Here is a 22411-nt window from a genome sequence, read left to right as displayed (position 1 = left end):
TAGGAGCCGGCTTGCCGGCGATCCCCGGCCGCAGGCCGGGGGCAACGAACCAGATGGAATATTTAAAGACATGAGCGACCTAGAACTCGACCCGCAAGCCCTGCAACAGGAAGAAAACTCCCTGATCGCCCTGCGCAAGGAAAAGCTTGCTGCCGAGCGCGCCAAGGGCAACGCCTTCCCGAACGACTTCCGCCGCGAAAACTACTGCGATGCCTTGCAGAAACAGTACGCGGACAAGACCAAGGAAGAGCTGGCAGAGGCTGCGATCCCGGTCAAGGTTGCCGGTCGCATCATGCTCAACCGTGGCTCGTTCATGGTGATCCAGGACATGACCGGTCGCATTCAGGTCTACGTCAACCGCAAGACCCTGTCCGAAGAAACCCTGGCCGCGGTGAAAACCTGGGACATGGGCGACATCATTGCCGCCGAAGGCACCCTGGCCCGTTCCGGCAAGGGCGACCTGTACGTTGAAATGACCAGCGTGCGCCTGCTGACCAAGTCCCTGCGCCCGCTGCCGGACAAGCACCACGGCCTGACCGACACCGAACAGCGCTATCGCCAGCGTTACGTTGACCTGATCGTCAACGAAGACGTGCGCCAGACTTTCCGCGTGCGTTCGCAAGTCATCGCCCACATCCGCAGCTTCCTGATGAAGCGTGACTTCCTGGAAGTGGAAACGCCGATGCTGCAAACCATCCCGGGCGGCGCGGCAGCCAAGCCGTTCGAAACCCACCACAACGCGCTGGACATGGAAATGTTCCTGCGTATCGCGCCTGAGCTGTACCTCAAGCGCCTCGTTGTCGGCGGCTTCGAGAAAGTGTTCGAGATCAACCGCAACTTCCGTAACGAAGGCGTTTCGACTCGTCACAACCCTGAATTCACGATGTTGGAGTTCTACCAGGCCTACGCCGACTACGAAGACAACATGGACCTGACCGAAGAACTGTTCCGTGAACTGGCGCAGCTGGTCCTGGGCAGCACCGACGTGCCGTACGGCGACAAGGTGTTCCACTTCGGCGAGCCGTTCGTGCGTCTGTCGGTGTTCGACTCGATCCTCAAGTACAACCCTGAGCTGACCGCTGACGACCTGAACGACATCGACAAGGCCCGTGCCATCGCCAAGAAAGCCGGCGCCAAGGTGCTGGGCTTCGAAGGTCTGGGCAAGCTGCAAGTGATGATTTTCGAAGAGCTGGTCGAGCACAAGCTGGAACAGCCGCATTTCATCACCCAGTATCCGTTCGAAGTGTCGCCGCTGGCCCGTCGCAACGACGACAACCCGAACGTCACCGACCGCTTCGAGTTGTTCATCGGTGGCCGTGAAATCGCCAACGCCTACTCCGAGTTGAACGACGCGGAAGACCAGGCCGAACGCTTCATGGCGCAGGTGGCCGACAAGGACGCCGGCGACGACGAAGCCATGCACTACGACGCCGACTTCGTTCGTGCGCTGGAGTACGGCATGCCGCCTACCGCGGGTGAAGGCATCGGTATCGACCGTCTGGTGATGCTGCTGACCAATTCCCCGTCGATCCGCGACGTGATCCTGTTCCCGCACATGCGGCCGCAAGCGTAAGTGTTTTCAATTAAAAAGCCGCCGTTCAGGCGGCTTTTTATTGCCTGTCTGGTACAAACGTATCAAATGGTTACTTTGGAAGTGAGAGAGGAGTTCCTGTCGTGAACGGTGTAAAGGCTCAAGAAGGTGCGGCGGGAATCGCCACTGCGGTCGCTGAAAGCGTTCAGTACCAGGGGCGCAAGGCCAGCCGACAGGGCAGCGAACAGCGTCGACAGGACATTCTCGATGCCGCGATGCGCATTGTCGTGCGTGACGGTGTGCGGGGCGTCAGGCACCGGGCGGTGGCGGCCGAGGCTGGTGTGCCGTTGTCGGCAACCACCTACTATTTCAAGGATATCGATGACCTGCTCACCGATACCTTCGCTCAATACGTGGAGCGCAGTGCGGCCTACATGGCCAAGTTGTGGGTGAACAATGAGGGTCTGCTGCGCGAAATGATCGCCCGTGGCGACGGCAGCCCTCAGGCGCGTTCGACATTGGCGGACGACATTGCCCGACTGATGGCGGACTATGTTCACCGGCAATTGATCACCCGTCGTGAGCATTTGATGGCCGAGCAGGCGTTCCGTCAGGAAGCGCTATTGAACCCGCGCCTGGCGGTGTTGGTGCGCTCGCATCAGCAAATCCTGTTGCAGGGTTCTTGCCAGCTTTTTCAGGTTCTGGGTTCCCGCGAGCCACAACAGGATGCCAAAGTGTTGACGTCTATAATCGGTCGGATGGAATATCAGGGCCTGCTCAACGACGCCGAACCGGTCGCCGAAGAGGAAATGCTCGGCATACTGACGCGTTATATGCATTTGGTGCTGGCGTCGGTTTAATCCCGTATGGGTGTGTCCCCACGGGGGCAATGGTCACTGGGGTGGCACGTGTGTCGATAGGGAGTGTTGAATGAAAGCCTGGCGCGTCGTTGTGATCGCCTTGTCGTTCCTGTTGCTCAGTGGCTGTCTGGTGACTTTCAAGGAACCGCTGCCCTCGAGCGAGCCTGCGCCTAAAGGGTTGCTGGGCAAATGGACCAGTACCAACGCCTGGGGTGAGCCGGTCAACCTTGAACTGACGCGCATTGGCGACAATCGCTATCAGGCAGTCAGTTACTTCCGGGCCAAGCCCCGGGAACGCGAAGCCTATCCTTTCACGGTGTCGCGCCACGGCAATCGCTGGTATCTGTCAGGGAAAGTGCCGGCGCAGTTCGGTGGCAACTTCACCATTGCCGGCTTTGAAATCACCGACAAACACGAGTTGGTGGTCTACAACCTCGATCTTGAACAGATCAGGCAGGCGCTCCAGCAACAAGCCTTGAACGGTCAGGTCTTCCAGACTGACGATGGCGATGGCGTGCTGATCGACAACAGCATGGACCAGGTGTCCGCCTATCTTGATGACCCGGCCAACTCCGATGTGTTCGTCGAAGTGGTGCGCTACCAGCGCCAGGCCAAAGCCAAATAAACCCAGCACATAACGGTTTCTACAGGAGTTTCGGGTGGACGATTACCAGCAGTCGATACGCATTTTGTCCGATCGCATTGTGCTGGCGCAGACGCCGATCCGCGTGCTCGACGCGGTCAAATGGGACGAAAATATTCGCAAGGGTTTCCTCAAGGCCAAAGGCAAGGAAATGCCGGCGGTGGACCGCGACTACTATCTCAACCGGCCGCTCGCCTTCGATTCCAGCAAAGTGAAGCTGGAGTTCCAGAACATCGAGCGCGACATCACCCGCCAGCTCGGCCAGTTCAATCCGGTCGGGCAAATCATGCGCCGTATGTGCAAGGAATACCGCATGGTGGTGCGCATGCTCGAAGCGCGCGGCACCGAGGATTTCGGCCTGATTTCCCAAGAGTTGTACGGCGCCGCGTCCGATGCGTTCCATGCCGGCGACCCGACGCTGTCCGATCTGGGCATGATGTTGTCCGAATACCTGAACAATATCGACGGCCGTGGCGATCTGAAGGATGAACCGAAGACCCTGACGGCCAAGGACGCCGTCCACCTGCTGCAAACCCGCTTGAACAAGGTGTTTGGCGAGGCCGAGGAAACCATCCGGGTGTTCGAGTCCGACGGCATCGTCGCCGACGCGGCGGCGGGCGCCGACTACATCAAGATCCGCACCGACGCGATGTTCAACGAGCGTGACGTGCGTGCCCTGGAAGTCCACGAAGGCCTGGTGCACGTCGGCACCACGCTCAACGGCTTGAACCAGCCGATCTGCACCTTCCTGGCCAAAGGCCCGCCCTCATCGACGGTGACCCAGGAAGGCCTGGCGATCCTGATGGAAATCATCACCTTCGCCTCCTACCCGAGCCGCCTGCGCAAACTGACCAACCGCACCCGCGCGATCCACATGGTGGAGGAGGGAGCGGACTTCCTGCAGGTGTTCGAGTTCTTCCGCGAGCAAGGCTTCGAAATGCCCGAGAGTTACAGCAACGCCAGCCGGGTTTTCCGCGGCTCGGTGCCGACAGGTCTGCCGTTTACCAAAGACTTGTCCTACCTCAAGGGCTTCATCATGATTTACAACTACATTCAGCTGGCGGTGCGCAAAGGCAAGCTGGAGCAGATTCCGTTGTTGTTCTGCGGCAAGACCACGCTGGAAGACATGCGCACGTTGCGCCAATTGGTAGATGAAGGATTGGTGGTGCCGCCCAAGTACTTGCCGGAACAGTTCCGCGACATGAACGCGTTGTCGGCGTGGATGTGCTTCTCGAACTTCCTCAATCACCTGAGCCTGGACCGGATCGAGGCGGATTACTCCAACATTTTGTGAACAACAAGCCCCCTGTGGGAGCGATGGTGTCATGACATTTAACATGGATGTTGGCTGAACCACCGCTATCGCGAGCAAGCTCGCTCCTGCAGGGCTATGTGTTCCAACCCCATTTTTCGCGAGGTTTCACCGGATGAGAATCCTCGGCATCCTTTGCATTCTGCTGGCCCTGAGCGGTTGCAGCTCGTTGCTGTTCTACCCCGAACCCGGCCAATTGTTCACCCCGGAAAAAGCCAGGCTCGACTACCGCGAAGTCACCTTGATCACTGCCGACGGCCTCAAGCTGAACGCCTGGTGGCTGCCGGCGAAAGCGGGCGTCGAGGTCAAAGGCACGGTGCTGCACTTGCACGGCAACGGCGGCAACCTGCCGATGCACTTGGGTGGCAGCTATTGGTTGCCGGAGCAGGGCTATCAAGTGCTGTTGATGGACTATCGCGGTTACGGCTTGTCCGAAGGCAAACCGAGCCTGCCGGATATCTACCAGGACATCGACGCCGCGTTCAAATGGCTCGATCAGGCGCCGGAGGTCAAGGGCAAGCCGCTGGTCCTGCTCGGCCAGAGCCTTGGTGGCTCGATGGCGGTTCACTACCTGGTGCAACACCCCGAGCGGCAAAAACAGCTCAAGGCTTTTGTGCTCGATGGGGTGCCCGCCAGCTACCGCAGCGTCGGTCAATTTGCGTTGAGTCATTCGTGGGTGTTCTGGACGTTCCAGGTGCCTCTGTCCTGGCTGGTGCCGGACGGTGACAGCGCAATCAACTCCATCGACCAGCTCAATGGCGTACCGAAACTGATCTTCCACAGCATCGATGATCCGATCGTGCCTCTTTCCAACGGCATCCGTCTGTATCAAGCTGCGCCGCCGCCGCGAGTCTTGCAATTGACCCGTGGCGGTCATGTGCAGACGTTCGCCGATCCAGTCTGGCGCACCGTCATGCTGCGCTATCTTGAAGACCCGCAGCATTTCAACGGCCTGCGCCGCCTGGGTGAAATTCCCAATTATCCGGCAGCCAGGCCTTCAGAAACCGAACCACCAGAGAGCCCGCAATGAGTGAAGAACGTAACGCCATCCCGCTGATCATCACCGGTATCTGCAGCATCCTCGGCACCGTCGGCGCCCTGTGGTGGTACGGCTACCTGCACTTCGCCAAACCTGAGGATGCGTTGCTGCTCAACGAATTCACCATGCTCAAGACCGTGCCGGGCGAAGACTACAAAGTCTCCCTGGAACCGGCCGCGCAAGTGGCGCAGTGCATCGATGGTGTGCTGGTGTTGTTCGACACCGAACAGAAAGGCCTGACCGGCGTGCTGGTCAACGACCGCAAGAAAGCCGTGCGTTGCATGGGCGAGGAAACGCCGCAGAAGCTGGAGCAGTAAAGCGAAATCAAATGTGGGAGCCAGCAGGCTGGCTCCCACAGGTTTTGGTGTGATGACAACTTACTGGGTGTAAGAGCTCACCGCCGAACGCGGCATCACCGGCTGGTTGTCATTGGAAATCGTCACTTCCACTCGACGGTTTTGCGCCCGGCCCGAGGTGCTGGTGTTATCCGCTACCGGGTATTCCTTGCCGTAACCCTGAGCGACGATGCGGGTCGGGTCGACGCCCATCTTCACCAGCGCCATGCGCACGGAGTTGGCGCGACGTTCCGACAGCGACAAGTTATGCGCCGCCGTACCGGTGCTGTCGGTGTAACCCTCTACGATCGCTTTGCGATCAGGGTTTTCCTGGAGGTACTGCGCCAGTTTGTTGATGTTCATCAAGCCGTTGGATTTCAGATCCGCCTTGTCGGTGGCGAACAGTACGTCACCGAAAGTCACCAGCGTGCCGCGATCGGTCTGCTTGGCATTGAGGCTGTCCTGCAGCTGTTTGATCTGTTGATCGCGAGCGTCGAGACGGGCCTGGGCACGTTGCGCCGAAGCGTTTTTCAGATTGGCTTCAGCGGTGCGCAGGGCAATGGTCTGCTTGGCGACTTCAACGCGCTGGTTGGTCAGGTAGGCCAACTGATCGACCTTGGCCTGATCTTCCTTATCCAGATACGCCTTGTCGGCCTTGTCCAGATAGTCGCTCGCTTCCTTGGTTTCCAGTGCCGCGACTTTGCTTGCCTGCGGGTTGGCTTGCAGGCCCGAGTAGTTCGAGCGGGCCTGTTCAAGGTTGGCGTTGGGCGGCGTGGAGCAGGCAGCCAGGGCAACGCTGGCAGCCAGCAGAGCAGGGATCATCAAATGTTTGGAATTCATGGTGTCGTCCTTTTTGTCGATTGAGAAATACGTCATGCCGCGCCGTTACTGAACGGTGCGCTGGCTTTCCTGACGCAGTTCCTGAACCCCTTTCTGAGAGTCCTTCACAGACTGTTCGGCCTTCATTGCCTGGGCCTTGCGCTCTGCCACGCGAGCGTCCCACTCCGCCTGTTCAGCGAGCATGCGGGCCTGCTCGTATTGTTTGTCGTGCATGGCGATTTCAGCTTGTTTCAGCTTGTCCTGTGCGGCTTTCATTTCCACAGCGGAGAATTCGGTGCCACCGGCACTGACGGCGTCGTTGACCGCAGACTCGGTGACAGCAAATTGTTCGGTCGGTGGATTGCCGGCGCAACCGGCCAGCACAAGGCTGCCACCGATGGCCAGGGCAGCCATTTTCAGGCCATGTAACGGGGTAAACGAGGATTTGCCAGTTCTGGTTTTCATGGTCTTCAACTCCATTGGACTACTTCCTGAACAACGTGAACTTCCATCCTGGGCAAGGAGCCGCCACCGTCATTTTCGGGTCGTTTTGAAACGGCCGTCCCAGGCTTGGTTACTTGGGTTGACCCGAGGCGTTTTTTGAAAGTTCAGAGAAATTAGCCTGCTATCGAAAAAAAACCGTGACGGAGGACAGGGCTCTATATCGGGAACTTTGGCGATGCGTGGCGCTATGTCCGACCTTTCGGGAGGTCGGAAGCACGCAATGACGGAGGGAGTTTCAGACTCATGTGGGAGCGAGCAGGCTCGCTCCCACAGTTCAATCAGTGTTTTTGTTTGTCGTTACCAACTGACAAATCGTGCAGATGTCGCCGCGACAACGCGAGAAAACGTGGTGTCGGGCCGATGTCTTCGTACAGTGGATCACCTTCCTCGTCGGTGGCCACCACCGTCGAACCTTTTACATATGGGAAGCTCTTTTCGAGTTCTTCCAGGGCGGCGCCGATCAGCTCGCCAAGCAATTCTTCGGGATGCCGTTTGGGGTACATCTCGGTAATCGCCGCCAAGCGTGCGGCAGCTTCCACATCCAGGTGAATCGTGTAGCCGGTCTTGGTCAGGCGACCCTTGGCGTTTTCTTCCCAATGCTGGGCGAGTTCACGGATTTTCATAATGACCTCATTGCGCGCCTGCTCGTGGCAGGCCGGGAGAAGATCCGGCGTTGGCCGGCGACAGCCGTTGTGCGGCTTACTGTTCAGACTAGCTTCAACGCATAAGGTTTAAAGGTCCTTCGTCGTCTTGCTTGTAAGAAGACCTCTGGAGCGGCACTCTTGGGTTTGCTGGCCGCCCGGATTCTTTGCTGGAGAACTGCTGATGACCGATATCGATGCACGCTTGCGCGAGGACGTTCACCTGTTGGGTGAACTGTTGGGCAACACCATTCGTGAACAGTACGGGGATGGCTTCCTCGACAAGATCGAGCAGATCCGCAAAGGCGCCAAGGCTGACCGTCGCGGTTCCATGGACGCGGAACTGAGCGCGAGCCTCAACCAGTTGACGGAAGATGAGTTGCTTCCGGTGGCGCGGGCGTTCAACCAGTTCCTCAACCTGGCCAACATCGCCGAGCAGTACCAGCTGATTCATCGTCGCGAAGAATCCCGACAGGCGCCGTTCGAGGCTCGGGTGTTGCCGGAGTTGCTCGCGCGCTTGCGCGCCGAAGGCCACAGCGCCGAGTCACTGGCCCGGCAACTCGGGCGACTGGAAATCGAACTGGTGCTGACGGCGCACCCGACGGAAGTCGCACGCCGCACGCTGATTCAGAAATACGATGCCATCGCCGCGCAACTGGCCGCCCAGGATCACCGTGACCTGACCCGCGCCGAGCGCGAAAAGATCAAGTCGACCTTGCAGCGCCTGATCGCCGAAGCCTGGCACACCGAAGAAATCCGCCGCACGCGCCCGACACCGGTCGATGAAGCCAAGTGGGGTTTCGCGGTGATCGAGCATTCACTGTGGCAGGCGATTCCCAACTATCTGCGCAAGGCTGACCAGGCACTGCACGCCGCCACGGGCTTGCGCTTGCCCCTGGAAGCCGCGCCGATTCGCTTCGCTTCGTGGATGGGCGGCGACCGCGACGGCAACCCCAACGTGACGGCAGCGGTGACCCGTGAAGTGCTGCTGTTGGCACGCTGGATGGCCGCCGATTTGTACCTGCGCGACGTCGATCACCTTGCCGCCGAACTGTCGATGCAGCAGGCCAGCGACGAACTGAAGACCAAGGCCGGTGACAGTGCCGAGCCTTACCGCGCGGTACTCAAGCAACTGCGCGAACGCCTGCGCGCGACCCGCAACTGGGCGCACACGGCGCTGACCACGCCGACGCCGGCACCGACCGACGTACTGCAAAACAACCGCGAACTGCTTGATCCGCTGGAGCTGTGTTACCACTCGCTGCATCAGTGCGGCATGGGCGTGATCGCCGACGGGCCGCTGCTCGATTGCCTGCGCCGGGCGGTGACGTTCGGCCTGTTCCTGGTGCGGCTGGACGTGCGCCAGGACTCGTCGCGACATAGCGCCGCCATGACCGAAATCACCGATTACCTCGGTTTGGGCCGTTACGAGGATTGGAGCGAGGAAGAGCGCATCACCTTCCTGACCCGTGAACTGAACAACCGTCGGCCATTGCTGCCCGCCCACTACAAACCGTCCGCCGACACCGCCGAAGTGCTGGCGACCTGCCGGGAAATCGCCGCCGCGCCGGGTGCATCCCTGGGCTCGTACGTGATCTCCATGGCCGGTGCCGCTTCCGATGTGCTGGCGGTGCAACTGCTGCTCAAAGAGTCCGGCGTGTTGCGGCCGATGCGCGTGGTGCCACTGTTCGAAACCCTCGCCGACCTCGACAACGCCGGCCCGGTGATCGAAAAACTGTTACTGCTGCCGGGCTATCGCTCGCGCCTGCACGGGCCGCAGGAAGTCATGATCGGTTACTCCGACTCGGCCAAGGACGCCGGCACTACGGCGGCGGCCTGGGCGCAGTATCGGGCGCAAGAGCGTTTGGTGGATATCTGCCGCGAACAACAAGTGGAACTGCTGTTGTTCCACGGTCGAGGCGGTACCGTGGGCCGTGGCGGTGGCCCGGCGCATGCGGCGATTCTGTCGCAGCCACCGGGTTCGGTGGCGGGGCGTTTCCGCACCACCGAGCAAGGGGAAATGATTCGTTTCAAATTCGGCCTGCCGGACATCGCCGAACAAAACCTCAATCTGTACTTGGCGGCGGTACTCGAAGCGACCTTGCTGCCACCGCCACCTCCGACGCCCGAATGGCGCCACTTGATGGACGAATTGGCCGCCGATGGGGTCAGCGCCTACCGCGCCGTGGTGCGGGAGAACCCGCAGTTCGTCGAGTACTTCCGCCAGTCGACCCCGGAACAGGAATTGGGACGCTTGCCACTGGGCAGTCGTCCGGCCAAGCGCCGCGCCGGCGGGATCGAAAGCCTGCGGGCTATCCCGTGGATCTTCGGCTGGACCCAGACGCGCCTGATGCTGCCGGCCTGGCTCGGCTGGGAAGCGGCGCTAAGCAAGGCGCTGGAGCGAGGCGAGGGCGAGTTGCTGGGGCAGATGCGCGAGCAGTGGCCGTTCTTCCGCACCCGCATCGACATGCTGGAGATGGTCCTGGCCAAGGCCGACGCCGATATCGCGCAATCTTACGATGAGCGATTGGTCGAGCCGGATCTGCTGCCGTTGGGCGCGCACTTACGCGACCTATTGTCGCAGGCGTGCTCGATCGTGCTGGGGCTGACCGGTCAGTCGCAACTACTGGCACATAGCCCAGCTACCCTGGAATTCATCCGCTTGCGCAACACTTACCTCGACCCGCTTCATCTATTGCAGGCCGAGTTGCTGGCGCGTTCACGGCAACAGGATGTGGCGCAGGGCAGCCCGGTGGAGCAGGCGTTGCTGGTGTCTGTGGCGGGGATTGCCGCCGGTTTGCGAAATACCGGCTAAGGTTTTTGTCGTTGGCTGAGGCATCCGGAGCAAGTGCCGGATGCCGCCGCGCGCCACGGTTAAAAGTGCTGCAAGGCGACAGTTAATGTTGGGGTTGCGACCAGGCAAACCGCGTCCAAAGGTCTCAGCCGAGGCTGGTTTCTCCGACTTTTGGCGGCTTGTGTGGGCGCAGCCTGCTGTGTATCTTGATCAGCCTTTGGCCGTTTGGGCGGTCACGACCCTATTTTTGAGATTGGCCCCACGAGGCGAATCTGACGTTATCTATATAAAAAATTGAGGAGCACATCGATGCGCGTCATTCTGCTGGGAGCTCCCGGGGCCGGTAAAGGTACTCAGGCTAAGTTCATCACCGAAAAATTCGGCATTCCGCAAATCTCCACCGGCGACATGCTGCGTGCGGCGGTCAAGGCCGGCACCGAGCTGGGCATCAAGGCCAAGAGCATCATGGATGCCGGCGGCCTGGTCTCCGACGACCTGATCATCGCGCTGGTAAAAGACCGCATCGCCCAGGCTGATTGCGCCAACGGTTTCCTGTTCGACGGTTTCCCGCGCACCATTCCTCAGGCTGAAGCCCTGGTGACTGCCGGCGTCGAGCTGGATGCCGTGGTCGAGATCGCCGTTGAAGACGAAGAAATCGTCCAGCGTATCGCCGGTCGCCGTGTTCACGAGGCCAGCGGCCGCGTGTACCACATCGTCTACAACCCGCCGAAAATTGCCGGCAAAGACGACATCACCGGTGAAGAGCTGGTACAGCGCAAGGACGACACCGAAGAAACCGTGCGTCATCGCCTGTCGGTCTACCATTCGCAGACCAAGCCGCTGGTGGATTTCTACCAGAACCTGTCTGCTGCCAATGGCAAACCGAAGTACAGCCATATCGAAGGCGTCGGTTCGGTAGAAGCGATTACCGCCAAGGTACTTGCAGCCCTGAGCTGAAAAGTCTGATCCGCTGCATCATCCACGGCCCGCTTGCGGGCCGTAGTTGTTTATACTGACGCACTTTTTTCTGACCTCTTGTTACGGAAACATCGATGAGCACCTTGTTGGCCCTGGACACCGCGACTGAAGCTTGCTCCGTTGCCTTGCTGCATGACGGCAAAGTCACGAGCCATTACGAGGTGATCCCGCGCCTGCACGCGCAGAAGCTGCTGCCGATGATCCAGCAGTTGCTGGCCGACGCCGGCACCACCCTGCAAGCGGTCGATGCCATCGCTTTCGGCCGCGGTCCGGGCGCCTTCACCGGCGTGCGAATTGCCATCGGCGTCGTCCAGGGACTGGCGTTCGCGCTGGATCGCCCGGTGCTGCCGGTGTCGAACCTCGCCGTACTGGCCCAGCGCGCTTACCGCGAACAGGGTGTGAGCCAGGTTGCAGCCGCTATCGATGCACGCATGGATGAGGTGTATTGGGGTTGCTACCGCCAAACGGCGGGGGAGATGCGGCTGGTCGGCGCTGAAGCGGTATTGCCGCCCGAGTCCGCCGCATTGCCGGCTGATGCCAGCGGCGAATGGTTTGGCGCCGGTACCGGCTGGGGTTACGGCGAGCGCATCGCGGTCAGCCTGAGCGGGCAGGACGCAGGCATGCTGCCCCATGCTGAAGACTTGCTGACCCTGGCGCGGTTTGCCTGGGAACGTGGCGAGGCCATCGTCGCCGATAATGCGCAGCCCGTTTATCTGCGGGACAAAGTGGCGACGCCGAAGGCGCGTTAATCAGGTTTTTTTGTGGTGACTTGGCCAATCGTCGTTTTCTAACCGTAGCTTTTAAACCTTTTGCCTTTTATGTGTTCTAGTTATCACTCGGCGGTTTGCGAAGTGGGCTGCGCGCCACTAAACTGCCATCATTGATACCGAGCATGCACTTATGCGTATAGACGGCATTTCCTCTCAGTCCTACCCGATCAAGCGCAAGCCTCGCAAAGGCCATGTGATGGAGGACGAGTCCGTCGATCTTGACGGCGATGAGCAATTTCCGTCCGAAGAGCAACTGGCCGCTCGTGCTGCCAAATCCGCTGCGCAACGCCTGAGCAATCTTCCCGCCCGCCAGCAAGACATGCTCTACCACCGCGCGATGAGCAAAAGTGTGGCGATGGCCCTGGCCAGCTACCTGAGCACCGCCGGTTTTGTCGATTGGGATGCGGAAGTGCTGGGTCTCGACCTGTACATCTGATGTTGCTGCCTTACTACCTCGGCTGCCCGTCCTGGAGTGAAAACGCCTGGCGCGACTATCTGTATCCGCCGGACGCCAGGTCCAGCGACTTTCTTGATCTTTATTCCCAAGTATTCAACGCCGTAGAAGGCAATACGACCTTCTACGCGAGCCCGGCTGCCAGTACCGTGCAGCGCTGGGCCGACACCATGCCCGAGCACTTCCGTTTCACCGCCAAGTTCCCCGGCGACATCAGCCACGGCGGTGACCTGCGTGAACAGCTGACCGCCGCCGAAACCTTCACCCGACTGCTCAGCCCGTTGGGTGAACGGGTATCGCCGCTGTGGCTGCAATTATCGAAAAGCTTCACCCCGCAACGCTTGCCGGAGCTGGCTGCATTCATCGACGCGCTGGAGCGGCCATTGGCAGTGGAAGTGCGGCACGACGATTTCTTTGCCAAGGGTGACAGCGAACGAATGCTCAATCGCCTCTTGCTGGATCGCGGCGTTGAACGCATCTGTCTCGACCCGCGCGCACTGTTCAGTTGCACGTCAACCGATCCGTCGGTGCTTCACGCGCAATCGAAGAAACCGCGTGTTCCAACTCGTCCGGCGGCGTTCACCCCGTTCCCGCAGGTGCGTTTTATCGGTCATCCGGAACTGGAGGCCAATGACCCGTTTCTGCTGCCGTGGATGGAGAAAATCGCCCTGTGGATTGAAGAGGGGCGCACGCCTTATATCTTCCTGCACACCGCCGACAACGTGCTGGCGGCGAAACTGGCGCAGCGTTTTCACAGTCGCCTGATGCTGCGTTTGCCTGGCTTGCCAGCGCTGCCTGAGTTATACAGAGAACCCGCCGCCGAGCAACTTGGCCTGCTCTGAAGGCGGATTCGTTCGCCTTTTTCAGGAGCCTGCCAATGGATGCGCAAACCCTTCGAGCCCAAGCGTTCAAAGCCTTGCATGAACGCAGCGGCGTTTTTGTGATTCCCAATCCGTGGGATGCCGGTTCGGCAAAAATGCTCGCCAGTCTGGGCTTCGAGGCGCTGGCGACCACCAGTGCCGGTTACGCTTTTTCCAAGGCACGCCCTGATGGTGGATTGACCCTGGACGAAACCCTGGACAACGTCCGGGCGATCGTCGCCGCCAGCGATTTGCCGGTCGCGGTCGATCTGGAAAACGGTTTTGCCGATGACCCGGCCGATTGCGCAAAAAGCCTGTTGCGCGCGGCTGAGGCCGGGGCGGTGGGTGGCTCGATCGAGGATGCCACCGGCCGTGCGGATGCTCCGATCTATTGCTTCGAGCACGCCGTGGCGCGCATCGAGGCCGCCGTCGCTGCCGCCCGCAGCTTGCCTTTCCCTTTCACGCTGACAGCCCGGGCGGAAAATTTCCTGCATGGCAATCCGGACCTCGATGACACGATTCGCCGCCTGCAAGCGTTCGCCGAGGCCGGCGCCGACGTGTTGTATGCGCCGGGGTTGCGCAGTGCCGAAGACGTACTGGCGGTGGTCCGCGCGGTGGCGCCGAAACCGGTCAATGTGTTGATGTCCGGCGGCCTGAACCTGACGGTCGAGCAGTTGAGCGAAATGGGCGTCAAGCGCATCAGTGTCGGCTCGGCGCTGGCACTGGCGGCGTTGGGCGAGTTCTACCGCGCCGCTGAAGAAATCCAGACGGCAGGCACTTTCGGATTCACATCACGAAGTATGCCGTATGCCCAAGCCAATCAATTGTTCAAGGGCTGAGCATGGGCGGCGGGCGTTGGTTCTTGCTGCTGTTGCTGATCATTGGCGGCGCGGTGTTCAGTGTCTGGCGCGGGTGGCTGGACATCCCGCCGCAGTGGAATCCCTGGGCACCGCTGGACGTGAAGGCCACGCCGAACCTGCTGACCCGCTACAAGTTGATGCGCCTGCACGATGAGCCGCAGCTCTGCGTGCAAGCCTTGAGCAGTTCCGGTTTGCGTGTAGCCCCGCAGGCCGACAGCCCCGACGCCAAATGCCCGCTCACCGACGCACTGCGCGTGCAGGGCGGCGATGTGGCCCTGAGCAGCAGCTTCCTCGCCAGTTGCCGCCTGGCCGTGTCATTCGCGCTGTTCGAGCATCACGCCCTGCAACCGGCGGCGCAGAAGGTCTACGGACAAGCGGTCACGCGTGTCGATCACCTCGGCAGCTTTGCCTGTCGCAATGTCTACAACCGTGAGAATGGCCGGCTCAGTCAGCACGCGTCGGCCAATGCGCTGGACATCGCCGGTTTTCGACTGGCGGATGGTCGAACCATCAGCGTGCTCAAGGATTGGCCCAAGGAAAATCAGGATGCGCAGTTTCTAAGGCAAGTCCGCGATGGCGCCTGTGGCCTGTTCAGTGTGGTCTTGAGCCCGGATTACAACGCCGCCCATCGCAATCACTTTCATGTGGATGTCGGGCCTTGGTGGGTCTGTCGCTGAGTCGGTCGTTGAGGCTCAGGCGGCGAGGCGCAGGTTCTGCAGGATGATCGGTCGCGCCCAGCCATTATCGAAATCGAGTTGTTTCTGTTGCTCCACCAATTCCTCGGGCGGGAACGGCGGGAACGGTTTGTCCAGCAGATCGAGTTCGAACTCGGCAATCGGCAGGTGCAGCGGACGCGGTTGCGGGGCGGGGCCGGCTTCTGGCAACGGCTGACCGGCGGTCAACACGATCGGACGCACCCAGCCGCTTTCGAAATCCTGTTGTTTCTGTTGAGCGACGATTTCTTCCGCCGGGAACGGTGGGAACGGCTTGTCAGCCAGGTCCATTTCGAATTCGGCGATCGGCAGGAAGAGGGGCTCGGGCGGGCGAATCTCATTGTCCTTAACATCGCATTCACGCTGGGAAACGATGTGGGCCAGCAGATCGCTGCCGACGGTGGGTTCAACCGGGCTCTCGATATCGACCGGTGGAAAGTTCAGCGATTCAGGCAGCACTGCCCCCGACTGTTCGGCCAGCGCTCGGGCAAAGAAATCCTGCCAGATGTGACTGACGCCGCTCAGTGCCTGGGTGTTTCGCAGGTTGTAGTCGCCGTAGGGCGAGATAAAACCTGAGATTGTGGGTTGAATGTCTGACATTTCTCTCGGTCGACGCTCAGCTCTGGCAAAATGCTCGATAGTTTTGTTATCGGCCGTTTTTGCCGATCATTAATTTTTTGAGCGTGTTTTCCGATGATTGATCAACCCGCGGCCTGCCGCATCCATGTCGAGGCGTTGAGCGCAGCCTTCGAACCCCAAGCCGAGCAATGGGCCGAGCGTCTGGGCCTGCCGCTGCAGGTGGATGAGGGTGAGTTCGCGTTGCAGGTGGGCGACCAGGGTTTACAGCTGCAACAGCTGGGACCGGATGCACCGGGGCCGGTGCGGGTGGACTTCGTCGAGGGGGGCGCGGCGCATCGTCGTTTGTACGGCGGTGGCAGCGGGCAGATGATCGCCAAGGCTGTTGGCGTCGCGCAGGGCGTGCGTCCGCGGGTGCTGGATGCCACGGCGGGGCTGGGCAAGGATGCGTTCGTGCTGGCCAGCCTCGGCTGCGAGATGAGCCTGATCGAACGCCAGCCATTGATTGGCGCCTTGCTCGAGGATGGTCTGGCCCGTGGCGCGGAAGATTTCGAGGTGGCGCCCATCGTGGCGCGGATGCGTTTACTCAAGGGCAACTCGATTGAGGTGATGCGCAACTGGGAAGGCGAGCCGCCACAGGTGATCTATCTCGACCCGATGTTCCCGCACCGTGAGAAAACCGCGCTGGTGAAAAAGGAAATGCGCCTGTTCCGGCCGTTGGTGGGTGATGACCCGGATGCGCCGGCGTTGCTTGAAGCGGCACTGGCCCTGGCCAGCCACCGGGTGGTGGTCAAGCGCCCACGCAAGGCGCCGTGTATCGAAGGGCCGAAGCCGAGTCATGCACTGGATGGCAAGTCCAGCCGGTATGACATTTATCCGAAGAAGGCGCTCAAGCTTTAAGACCGAGTCGTCTTCATCGCTGGCAAGCCGGCTCCTACAGGATTTGTGTCGGCCTCGGGTTTACTGAACACCTCCGGCCCTGCAGGCGCTGGCTTGCCAGCGATAGCGCCTGTTCAGACACAACAAGCCCATCAGGCTCACTCAGGCCGATACGCCCGCATGAACAACGCCACCACTTCCTGCACATGGCTCTCGGCGGCCTCGTCATCCAATGGTTCGCCACAGCCAAACAGCAACCGGAAATTTGCCGCGCCCTTGAGCAGGCAGAAGAAGTGTTCCGCTGCATTGCGCGGTTTATCGATGCTCAGCACGCCACTCTGATCGACCTTGGTCAGCAACCGCTCCATGCCCTGCAACATGCGCTGGGGGCCAGCCTCGAAGAAGATCAGCGACAATTTCGGATCCTGGCTACCCAAGGCCATGATCAGGCGATGCAGGTTCAGCGACTCGTCACTGTTGATCAGATGATGAAAACCGCGGGCGATGTTCAGCAGCACGGTTTCCGCCGAAACGCCTTCCGGCAATTCAAAAAATAGCGTCGGCAATTGTTCTTCGCACTTGGCCATTACGGCGGCGGAGAACAGCGTCTCCTTGTCGTTGAAATGGCTGTAGACCGTCAACTTCGACACCCCGGCCTCGGCTGCGACGGCATCCATGCTGGTGTTGGCATAACCCTTACTCAGAAACAGCGTTTTCGCCGCATCGAGAATGGCCTGGCGCTTGACCAAATCCTTGGGTCTGCCTGGGCCATTGGGTGCTGAAGGATTGTTCGGCATATTCGCTTTTATTACTGGACTGGTGAGTTTGGTATTAATAACATACTCGTCAGTATAATTATTCCAAGCACCATTAGCGAAAGGTCCTTCACCATGTTCCGCTATGCCTTGCCCCTCGCATTGCCAGTCAGTCTGGCGTTTTTATTGACTGCGTGTGGTCACGAAGAGGCGCCGAAAGTCAGCGTTCGCCCGGCCATGGTGGTTCAGCCAGAGCCTTCGTCGCAGGCAATGGAAAGCTATCCCGGTGAAGTCCGTGCCCGCTATGAACCGGATCTGGCGTTCCGCATCGGCGGCAAAGTCAGCCGACGACTGGTCGATGAGGGGCAGCGGGTCAAGGCCGATCAACCGCTGGCCGAGCTCGACCCCCAGGACGTACGCCTGCAACTGGAGGCCACTCGCGCCCAGGTCGCTGCCGCCGAAGCCAACCTGAACATGGTGCGCGCCGAGCGTGATCGCTATAAAACGCTGATGGAACGTCAGCTGGTCAGCCGCTCGCAGTACGATAATCACGAAAACCTTTACCGCTCCGGTGAAGCGCGTCTCAAGCAAATCAAAGCCGAATTCAACGTATCGACCAACCAGGCCAGTTACGCGGTGCTGCGTGCGCCGCAGGACGGCGTGGTGGCCAAGCGCGCGGTGGAAGTCGGGCAAGTGGTCGCGGCCGGACAAACGGTGTTTACCCTGGCCACCGATGGCGAGCGCGAAGTGTTGATCAGCCTGCCGGAACAGAGCTTTGGCCGTTTCAAGGTGGGGCAGGAAGTGTCGGTGGAACTGTGGACGCAACCGGATCAGCGTTTCGCCGGGCGCATTCGTGAACTGTCGCCTGCGGCCGATCCAAAGTCCCGCACCTTCGCGGCTCGCATCGCGTTCACCGGTGGCAAGGTGGCGGCCGAACTTGGCCAGAGCGCCCGGGTGTTCGTGCAGACAGCCGAAGCGGTGCCGTTGTCAGTGCCGCTTTCTGCACTGACGGCGGAAAACGGCGTCACTTATGTCTGGGTCGTCAGCGCCAACAACACCTTGAAGAGGACCCCGGTGCGGGTCGGTGCCTTCGGTGAGAAAACCGTGCCGGTGCTCGAAGGCCTCAACGCCAGCGACTGGGTAGTGGCCGCCGGCGTCCATGTGCTTCTCGACGGGCAGCAAGTGCGCCCGGTGGATCGCTCCAACCGCGTGGTCAACCTGGCCGACAAGGAGTAATCCCCGATGGGTTTCAATCTTTCCGCCTGGGCGCTGCGCAACCGCCAGATCGTACTGTTCCTGATGCTCTTGCTGGCGATCGTTGGCGCACTGTCCTACACCAAACTCGGCCAAAGCGAAGACCCGCCGTTCACCTTCAAGGCCATGGTGATCCGCACCAACTGGCCGGGGGCGACGGCGCAGGAAGTCTCGCGCCAGGTCACCGAGCGCATTGAAAAGAAGCTGATGGAAACCGGTGAGTACGATCGCATCGTCTCGTTCTCCCGCCCGGGCGAGTCCCAGGTGACGTTCATTGCCCGCGACTCCATGCACTCGGTGGACATCCCGGAACTCTGGTATCAGGTGCGCAAGAAGGTCAGCGACATCCGCCATACTTTGCCGCCGGGGATTCAAGGGCCGTTTTTCAACGATGAATTCGGCACCACCTTCGGCAACATCTACGCCCTCACCGGCGATGGTTTCGACTACGCCGTGCTCAAGGATTACGCCGACCGCATCCAGATCCAGCTGCAACGGGTCAAGGATGTAGGCAAGGTCGAACTGCTCGGGCTGCAGGACGAAAAGATCTGGATCGAACTCTCCAACGTCAAACTCGCCACCCTCGGCTTGCCGTTGGCGGCGGTGCAGCAGGCGCTTGAAGAACAGAACGCGGTGTCCACCGCTGGCTTCTTCGAAACCAGCAGCGAGCGATTGCAGCTACGAGTCTCGGGGAATTTTCAGACAGTCGATGAGATAAAAAACTTTCCGATACGGGTCGGTGATCGGACCTTCCGCATCTCCGATGTGGCTGACGTGCGCCGTGGGTTCAACGATCCGCCGGCACCGCGCATGCGCTTCATGGCTGAGAACGCCATTGGGCTTGCGGTCGCAATGAAGGACGGCGGCGACATCCTTGTGTTGGGCAAGGCACTGGAAGTGGAATTCGACCGCATCCAGAAAAACCTCCCGGCCGGGATGCAATTGCGCAAGGTGTCCGATCAGCCCGCCGCCGTGAAAACCGGTGTCGGCGAGTTCGTCCAGGTTCTGGTGGAAGCGCTGGCTATCGTGCTGCTGGTGAGCTTCTTCTCCCTTGGCGTGCGCACCGGCATGGTGGTGGCGCTGGCGATTCCGCTGGTGTTGGCGATGACCTTCGCCTGCATGTATTACCTGGGCATCGGTCTGCACAAGATTTCCCTCGGTGCGCTGGTGCTGGCCCTGGGCTTGCTGGTGGACGACGCGATCATCGCCGTGGAAATGATGGCGATCAAAATGGAGCAGGGCTTCGACCGGATCAAAGCCGCGAGCTATGCCTGGACCAGTACCGCGTTCCCGATGCTCACCGGCACGCTGATCACGGCGGCTGGTTTCCTGCCGATTGCCACGGCGCAGTCGGGCACTGGCGAATACACCCGCTCAATCTTCGAGGTGGTGACCATCGCGCTGTTGGCGTCGTGGGTGGCGGCGGTATTGTTTGTGCCTTATCTGGGGGAAAAACTGCTGCCGGATCTGGCGAAGATTCACGCCGCCAAACACGGTGCCGGCCAACCTGACCCGTACGCTACGCCGTTTTATCAGCGCGTTCGGCGCCTGGTGGAATGGTGCGTCCGTTGGCGCAAAACCGTGATCACGGCGACCGTTGTGCTGTTCATTGCCTCCATCGTGCTGTTCCGCTTCGTACCGCAACAGTTCTTCCCGGCATCCGGCCGTCTGGAACTGATGGTCGACCTGAAACTGGCCGAAGGCGCTTCTCTGAGCAACACCGCCGATGAGGTCAAGCGCCTCGAAGCACTGCTCAAGGACAAGGCCGGGATCGACAATTACGTCGCTTACGTTGGCACCGGTTCGCCGCGTTTCTACCTGCCGCTGGATCAGCAACTACCTGCGGCGAGCTTCGCCCAGTTTGTCGTGTTGGCGAAAACCATCGAGGAGCGCGAAAGCCTGCGCACCTGGCTGATCGCAACGCTCAACGAGCAATTCCCGGCCTTGCGCTCACGGGTGACGCGTCTGGAAAACGGCCCGCCGGTTGGCTATCCGGTTCAGTTCCGGGTCACGGGTGAACACATCGAGGAAGTCCGGGCGCTGGCGCGCAAAGTCGCGGCGAAGGTTCGCGAGAACCCGCACGTGTCCAACGTCCACCTGGATTGGGAAGAGCCGAGCAAAGTCATCTACCTGAACATCGATCAGGACCGCGCCCGGGCGCTCGGCGTGAGCACGGCGAACCTGTCGAAGTTCCTGCAAAGCTCGCTGACCGGTTCCAGCGTCAGCCAGTACCGCGAAGACAACGAATTGATCGAGATCCTGCTGCGCGGCACCTTGCATGAGCGCACCGAGTTGTCGTTGCTGCCAAGCCTGGCGGTACCGACCGACAACGGTCGCAGCGTGGCGCTGTCGCAGATTGCGACGCTGGAGTACGGCTTTGAAGAGGGTGTGATCTGGCACCGTAACCGGTTGCCGAACGTCACCGTTCGTGCCGATATTTATGGCAAGGAGCAACCCGCGACGCTGGTGCAGCAGATCATGCCGACACTCGATCCGATTCGCGCTGAATTGCCGGATGGCTATTTGCTGGATGTGGGTGGCACCGTCGAGGATTCAGCCCGTGGGCAGAACTCGGTGAAGGCGGGCGTGCCGTTGTTCATCGTGGTGGTATTGACCTTGCTGATGCTGCAATTGCGCAGCTTCTCGCGCACGGCGATGGTGTTTCTGACGGCGCCGTTGGGGCTGATCGGGGTGACGCTGTTCTTGATGGTGTTCCGCCAGCCGTTCGGTTTTGTCGCGATGCTCGGGACCATCGCGTTGTCCGGGATGATCATGCGTAACTCGGTGATTCTGGTGGATCAGATCGAGCAGGATATCGCGGCGGGGCTCAAGCCTTGGCAGGCGATTATCGAGGCGACGGTCAGGCGGTTCCGGCCGATCGTGTTGACGGCGCTGGCGGCGGTTTTGGCGATGATTCCGCTGTCGCGCAGTGTGTTTTTCGGGCCGATGGCGGTGGCGATCATGGGCGGGCTGATTGTGGCGACGGCGTTGACGCTGCTGTTTTTGCCAGCGCTCTATGCGGCCTGGTTTCGGGTCAAGAAAGAAACGGTTTGATGGTTGGAGCGTGTGCACCTGCAGGAGCTGGCGCAGTCAGCGGCAGCTCCTGTTACAGGGGATCGGTGTTGATATTTACAGGGTACCAAACACCTTCTTCGCCAAACTGGTCGCCGCCGCCGCCGGGTTCTGGCGGATGGTTTCTTCCTGTTTGCCGATCATTTCGAACAAGCCATTCAACGCCTGTTCGGTGACGTAGCTTTCGATGTTGGCGTTCTTGGTATCGATCACACCCATGGTTGCGGCTTGCCCGGCGAACGAGTTGTACTGCTTGGCCAGGCCAACCTGGTCGGTGGCCTGCTTGACGATCGGCAGGAACTTGGCGCGGATCTGTTCACGGCTGGTCTTGTTCAGGTATTGCGTAGCCGAATCGTTGCCGCCGCTGAGGATGCCCTTGGCGTCTTCCACGGACATTTTCTTCACCGCATCCACGAGGATCGGCTGGGCCTGGGTCACAGCGGTTTCCGCCGCTTTGTTCATGCTGGTTTCCAACTGATCGACCTGATCGCCCATGCCGAACTGTTTCATTTTGCTGGCGACCTTGCCCAGCTTGCCCGGCAGTTCGATTTTTACGTCCGGGTTGTTGCTGAAACCGCCCGGGGTGCCGAGTTGTTTCACGGCCAGTTGCGCGCCTTGGGTCAGGGCGTCCTTGAGTCCGCCGGTGGCGTCTTTCTGTGACAGGTCGCCAAGGGACAGCGCCAGGGCGCTGGCGGAGATCATCAAACCTGCACACAGGCCGGCGAAACGGAGGGTAGGGCGGAACATGGCAACTTCCTTTTT

22 protein-coding genes are annotated in these 22411 nt (G+C 60.4%); 16 read left to right on the top strand and 6 right to left on the bottom strand.

What is annotated here, in order from left to right:
* The first annotated feature begins 70 nt into the window (after positions 1-70).
* From lysS to M5G20_RS24905, 6 genes are all read left to right on the top strand, one after another.
* The gene (lysS, locus tag M5G20_RS24930; protein WP_150732066.1) at positions 71-1573 is read left to right on the top strand and encodes a lysine--tRNA ligase; all 1503 of its coding nucleotides are present in this window, start codon (positions 71-73) and stop codon (positions 1571-1573) included.
* Between the two features lie 101 nt (positions 1574-1674).
* Positions 1675-2391 (top strand): TetR/AcrR family transcriptional regulator, encoded by a 717-nt coding sequence (locus tag M5G20_RS24925; protein ID WP_273921330.1) that lies wholly within the window; start codon positions 1675-1677, stop codon positions 2389-2391.
* 70 nt (positions 2392-2461) lie between these two features.
* On the top strand, positions 2462-3016 hold the full coding sequence (locus M5G20_RS24920) for a hypothetical protein (RefSeq protein WP_273921329.1): 555 nt from the start codon (positions 2462-2464) through the stop codon (positions 3014-3016).
* A gap of 34 nt (positions 3017-3050) precedes the next feature.
* Entirely contained in the window at positions 3051-4328 is a 1278-nt protein-coding gene (locus M5G20_RS24915) for a flavohemoglobin expression-modulating QEGLA motif protein (RefSeq protein ID WP_075946708.1), read from the top strand.
* 133 nt (positions 4329-4461) lie between these two features.
* Complete coding sequence (locus tag M5G20_RS24910; RefSeq protein ID WP_273921328.1) at positions 4462-5376, top strand: alpha/beta hydrolase; 915 nt, start codon at positions 4462-4464, stop codon at positions 5374-5376.
* Complete coding sequence (locus M5G20_RS24905; protein ID WP_150702041.1) at positions 5373-5702, top strand: hypothetical protein; 330 nt, start codon at positions 5373-5375, stop codon at positions 5700-5702. The genes M5G20_RS24910 and M5G20_RS24905 overlap by 4 nt, the downstream gene beginning before the upstream one ends.
* Before the next feature lie 60 nt (positions 5703-5762).
* Here the strand turns inward: M5G20_RS24905 and M5G20_RS24900 are convergent, their stop codons facing one another.
* The 3 genes from M5G20_RS24900 to M5G20_RS24890 all read right to left on the bottom strand — a co-directional run bounded on the left by M5G20_RS24900 (position 5763) and on the right by M5G20_RS24890 (position 7666).
* Positions 5763-6560, bottom strand: coding sequence for an OmpA family protein (locus tag M5G20_RS24900; RefSeq protein ID WP_273921327.1), 798 nt, complete (start codon positions 6558-6560; stop codon positions 5763-5765).
* 45 nt (positions 6561-6605) lie between these two features.
* Positions 6606-7019: a DUF4398 domain-containing protein gene (locus tag M5G20_RS24895; protein WP_273921326.1), complete on the bottom strand. Its 414-nt coding sequence runs from the start codon at positions 7017-7019 to the stop codon at positions 6606-6608.
* 302 nt (positions 7020-7321) lie between these two features.
* Positions 7322-7666 (bottom strand): pilin assembly protein, encoded by a 345-nt coding sequence (locus M5G20_RS24890; protein WP_273921325.1) that lies wholly within the window; start codon positions 7664-7666, stop codon positions 7322-7324.
* A 202-nt stretch (positions 7667-7868) separates the two neighbouring features.
* Between M5G20_RS24890 and ppc the strand changes: the two genes are divergently transcribed.
* From ppc to M5G20_RS24855, 7 genes are all read left to right on the top strand, one after another.
* Positions 7869-10499, top strand: a complete 2631-nt coding sequence (gene ppc / locus M5G20_RS24885) for a phosphoenolpyruvate carboxylase (RefSeq protein ID WP_273921324.1) — start codon at positions 7869-7871, stop codon at positions 10497-10499.
* Between the two features lie 288 nt (positions 10500-10787).
* Positions 10788-11435 (top strand): adenylate kinase, encoded by a 648-nt coding sequence (gene adk, locus M5G20_RS24880; RefSeq protein WP_273921322.1) that lies wholly within the window; start codon positions 10788-10790, stop codon positions 11433-11435.
* A 95-nt stretch (positions 11436-11530) separates the two neighbouring features.
* Positions 11531-12205: a tRNA (adenosine(37)-N6)-threonylcarbamoyltransferase complex dimerization subunit type 1 TsaB gene (gene tsaB, locus M5G20_RS24875; protein WP_273921321.1), complete on the top strand. Its 675-nt coding sequence runs from the start codon at positions 11531-11533 to the stop codon at positions 12203-12205.
* 151 nt (positions 12206-12356) lie between these two features.
* Positions 12357-12662, top strand: a complete 306-nt coding sequence (locus M5G20_RS24870; RefSeq protein WP_273921320.1) for a hypothetical protein — start codon at positions 12357-12359, stop codon at positions 12660-12662.
* The gene (locus M5G20_RS24865) at positions 12662-13522 is read left to right on the top strand and encodes a DUF72 domain-containing protein (RefSeq protein WP_273921319.1); all 861 of its coding nucleotides are present in this window, start codon (positions 12662-12664) and stop codon (positions 13520-13522) included. The genes M5G20_RS24870 and M5G20_RS24865 overlap by 1 nt, the downstream gene beginning before the upstream one ends.
* Before the next feature lie 35 nt (positions 13523-13557).
* On the top strand, positions 13558-14379 hold the full coding sequence (locus tag M5G20_RS24860) for an isocitrate lyase/PEP mutase family protein (protein ID WP_273921318.1): 822 nt from the start codon (positions 13558-13560) through the stop codon (positions 14377-14379).
* A 2-nt stretch (positions 14380-14381) separates the two neighbouring features.
* A complete protein-coding gene (locus M5G20_RS24855) occupies positions 14382-15077 on the top strand; it encodes an extensin-like domain-containing protein (RefSeq protein ID WP_273921317.1) in 696 nt (231 codons plus the stop codon).
* 15 nt (positions 15078-15092) lie between these two features.
* Here the strand turns inward: M5G20_RS24855 and M5G20_RS24850 are convergent, their stop codons facing one another.
* A complete protein-coding gene (locus M5G20_RS24850) occupies positions 15093-15713 on the bottom strand; it encodes an energy transducer TonB (protein ID WP_150732078.1) in 621 nt (206 codons plus the stop codon).
* A 93-nt stretch (positions 15714-15806) separates the two neighbouring features.
* Here M5G20_RS24850 and M5G20_RS24845 point away from each other — a divergent pair, with 93 nt between their 5' ends.
* Complete coding sequence (locus tag M5G20_RS24845) at positions 15807-16589, top strand: class I SAM-dependent methyltransferase (RefSeq protein WP_443218322.1); 783 nt, start codon at positions 15807-15809, stop codon at positions 16587-16589.
* Between the two features lie 137 nt (positions 16590-16726).
* On the opposite strand, the gene M5G20_RS24840 is transcribed toward M5G20_RS24845, so the two are convergent.
* Complete coding sequence (locus tag M5G20_RS24840) at positions 16727-17365, bottom strand: TetR/AcrR family transcriptional regulator (protein ID WP_273921316.1); 639 nt, start codon at positions 17363-17365, stop codon at positions 16727-16729.
* 93 nt (positions 17366-17458) lie between these two features.
* Between M5G20_RS24840 and M5G20_RS24835 the strand changes: the two genes are divergently transcribed.
* Positions 17459-18559 carry an efflux RND transporter periplasmic adaptor subunit gene (locus M5G20_RS24835; protein WP_273921315.1) on the top strand — a complete coding sequence of 367 codons (1101 nt, stop codon included), beginning with the start codon at positions 17459-17461 and terminating at the stop codon, positions 18557-18559.
* A 6-nt stretch (positions 18560-18565) separates the two neighbouring features.
* Complete coding sequence (locus M5G20_RS24830; RefSeq protein WP_273921314.1) at positions 18566-21631, top strand: efflux RND transporter permease subunit; 3066 nt, start codon at positions 18566-18568, stop codon at positions 21629-21631.
* Between the two features lie 75 nt (positions 21632-21706).
* Here the strand turns inward: M5G20_RS24830 and M5G20_RS24825 are convergent, their stop codons facing one another.
* A complete protein-coding gene (locus M5G20_RS24825; protein WP_150732084.1) occupies positions 21707-22396 on the bottom strand; it encodes a DUF4197 domain-containing protein in 690 nt (229 codons plus the stop codon).
* Positions 22397-22411 lie beyond the last annotated feature (15 nt).

It is taken from the genome of Pseudomonas sp. TNT2022 ID1044 (assembly GCF_028656895.1).
In the GTDB taxonomy this organism is placed as follows: domain Bacteria; phylum Pseudomonadota; class Gammaproteobacteria; order Pseudomonadales; family Pseudomonadaceae; genus Aquipseudomonas; species Aquipseudomonas reinekei.
Note: the sequence above shows the minus strand (reverse complement) of the source record. Positions and strands in the feature narration are given on the sequence as shown.

What these genes read in the sequence shown, in the direction of transcription:
- lysS (WP_150732066.1), top strand. Translation starts at nt 71, where the DNA reads ATGAGCGACCTAGAACTCGACCCGCAAGCCCTGCAACAGGAAGAAAAC.
- M5G20_RS24920 (WP_273921329.1), top strand. Translation starts at nt 2,462, where the DNA reads ATGAAAGCCTGGCGCGTCGTTGTGATCGCCTTGTCGTTCCTGTTGCTC.
- M5G20_RS24910 (WP_273921328.1), top strand. Translation starts at nt 4,462, where the DNA reads ATGAGAATCCTCGGCATCCTTTGCATTCTGCTGGCCCTGAGCGGTTGC.
- M5G20_RS24905 (WP_150702041.1), top strand. Translation starts at nt 5,373, where the DNA reads ATGAGTGAAGAACGTAACGCCATCCCGCTGATCATCACCGGTATCTGC.
- M5G20_RS24900 (WP_273921327.1), bottom strand. Translation starts at nt 6,560, where the DNA reads ATGAATTCCAAACATTTGATGATCCCTGCTCTGCTGGCTGCCAGCGTT.
- M5G20_RS24895 (WP_273921326.1), bottom strand. Translation starts at nt 7,019, where the DNA reads ATGGAGTTGAAGACCATGAAAACCAGAACTGGCAAATCCTCGTTTACC.
- M5G20_RS24890 (WP_273921325.1), bottom strand. Translation starts at nt 7,666, where the DNA reads ATGAAAATCCGTGAACTCGCCCAGCATTGGGAAGAAAACGCCAAGGGT.
- ppc (WP_273921324.1), top strand. Translation starts at nt 7,869, where the DNA reads ATGACCGATATCGATGCACGCTTGCGCGAGGACGTTCACCTGTTGGGT.
- adk (WP_273921322.1), top strand. Translation starts at nt 10,788, where the DNA reads ATGCGCGTCATTCTGCTGGGAGCTCCCGGGGCCGGTAAAGGTACTCAG.
- tsaB (WP_273921321.1), top strand. Translation starts at nt 11,531, where the DNA reads ATGAGCACCTTGTTGGCCCTGGACACCGCGACTGAAGCTTGCTCCGTT.
- M5G20_RS24870 (WP_273921320.1), top strand. Translation starts at nt 12,357, where the DNA reads ATGCGTATAGACGGCATTTCCTCTCAGTCCTACCCGATCAAGCGCAAG.
- M5G20_RS24865 (WP_273921319.1), top strand. Translation starts at nt 12,662, where the DNA reads ATGTTGCTGCCTTACTACCTCGGCTGCCCGTCCTGGAGTGAAAACGCC.
- M5G20_RS24860 (WP_273921318.1), top strand. Translation starts at nt 13,558, where the DNA reads ATGGATGCGCAAACCCTTCGAGCCCAAGCGTTCAAAGCCTTGCATGAA.
- M5G20_RS24855 (WP_273921317.1), top strand. Translation starts at nt 14,382, where the DNA reads ATGGGCGGCGGGCGTTGGTTCTTGCTGCTGTTGCTGATCATTGGCGGC.
- M5G20_RS24850 (WP_150732078.1), bottom strand. Translation starts at nt 15,713, where the DNA reads ATGTCAGACATTCAACCCACAATCTCAGGTTTTATCTCGCCCTACGGC.
- M5G20_RS24845 (WP_443218322.1), top strand. Translation starts at nt 15,807, where the DNA reads ATGATTGATCAACCCGCGGCCTGCCGCATCCATGTCGAGGCGTTGAGC.
- M5G20_RS24840 (WP_273921316.1), bottom strand. Translation starts at nt 17,365, where the DNA reads ATGCCGAACAATCCTTCAGCACCCAATGGCCCAGGCAGACCCAAGGAT.
- M5G20_RS24835 (WP_273921315.1), top strand. Translation starts at nt 17,459, where the DNA reads ATGTTCCGCTATGCCTTGCCCCTCGCATTGCCAGTCAGTCTGGCGTTT.
- M5G20_RS24830 (WP_273921314.1), top strand. Translation starts at nt 18,566, where the DNA reads ATGGGTTTCAATCTTTCCGCCTGGGCGCTGCGCAACCGCCAGATCGTA.
- M5G20_RS24825 (WP_150732084.1), bottom strand. Translation starts at nt 22,396, where the DNA reads ATGTTCCGCCCTACCCTCCGTTTCGCCGGCCTGTGTGCAGGTTTGATG.